At 53.7% G+C, this 1,439-nt stretch carries 1 rRNA gene; it reads left to right on the top strand.

The features are described 5' to 3' along the window. Positions 1-1,398: ribosomal RNA gene (locus BM317_RS29655) — 23S ribosomal RNA — on the top strand; the annotation flags it as partial. Between the last annotated feature and the right edge of the window lie 41 nt (positions 1,399-1,439).

The raw sequence follows: 1,439 nt of genomic DNA, 5'->3' as shown, positions 1-1,439 counted from the left end.
TAAGGCCGAGAGCTGATGACGAGTTACCCTTTGGGTGACGAAGTGGTTGATGCCATGCTTCCAAGAAAAGCTTCTAAGCTTCAGGTAACCAGGAACCGTACCCCAAACCGACACAGGTGGTTGGGTAGAGAATACCAAGGCGCTTGAGAGAACTCGGGTGAAGGAACTAGGCAAAATGGCACCGTAACTTCGGGAGAAGGTGCGCCGGTGAGGGTGAAGCACTTGCTGCGTAAGCCCACGCCGGTCGAAGATACCAGGCCGCTGCGACTGTTTATTAAAAACACAGCACTCTGCAAACACGAAAGTGGACGTATAGGGTGTGACGCCTGCCCGGTGCCGGAAGGTTAATTGATGGGGTTAGCTAACGCGAAGCTCTTGATCGAAGCCCCGGTAAACGGCGGCCGTAACTATAACGGTCCTAAGGTAGCGAAATTCCTTGTCGGGTAAGTTCCGACCTGCACGAATGGCGTAACGATGGCGGCGCTGTCTCCACCCGAGACTCAGTGAAATTGAAATCGCTGTGAAGATGCAGTGTATCCGCGGCTAGACGGAAAGACCCCGTGAACCTTTACTATAGCTTTGCACTGGACTTTGAATTTGCTTGTGTAGGATAGGTGGGAGGCTTTGAAGCGTGGACGCCAGTTCGCGTGGAGCCATCCTTGAAATACCACCCTGGCAACTTTGAGGTTCTAACTCAGGTCCGTTATCCGGATCGAGGACAGTGTATGGTGGGTAGTTTGACTGGGGCGGTCTCCTCCTAAAGAGTAACGGAGGAGTACGAAGGTGCGCTCAGACCGGTCGGAAATCGGTCGTAGAGTATAAAGGCAAAAGCGCGCTTGACTGCGAGACAGACACGTCGAGCAGGTACGAAAGTAGGTCTTAGTGATCCGGTGGTTCTGTATGGAAGGGCCATCGCTCAACGGATAAAAGGTACTCCGGGGATAACAGGCTGATACCGCCCAAGAGTTCATATCGACGGCGGTGTTTGGCACCTCGATGTCGGCTCATCACATCCTGGGGCTGAAGCCGGTCCCAAGGGTATGGCTGTTCGCCATTTAAAGTGGTACGCGAGCTGGGTTTAGAACGTCGTGAGACAGTTCGGTCCCTATCTGCCGTGGACGTTTGAGATTTGAGAGGGGCTGCTCCTAGTACGAGAGGACCGGAGTGGACGAACCTCTGGTGTTCCGGTTGTCACGCCAGTGGCATTGCCGGGTAGCTATGTTCGGAAAAGATAACCGCTGAAAGCATCTAAGCGGGAAACTTGCCTCAAGATGAGATCTCACTGGGACCTTGAGTCCCCTGAAGGGCCGTCGAAGACTACGACGTTGATAGGCAGGGTGTGTAAGCGCTGTGAGGCGTTGAGCTAACCTGTACTAATTGCCCGTGAGGCTTGACCATATAACACCCAAGCAATTTGAATGCTCCAGGCCCCAGGGCGA

The organism is Pseudomonas sp. NFACC24-1, from assembly GCF_900115235.1.
Classification (GTDB): Bacteria; Pseudomonadota; Gammaproteobacteria; order Pseudomonadales; family Pseudomonadaceae; genus Aquipseudomonas; species Aquipseudomonas fluorescens_AA.
The sequence above is the reverse complement of the archived record's forward strand: the minus strand, read 5'-3'. Positions and strand labels throughout refer to the sequence as shown.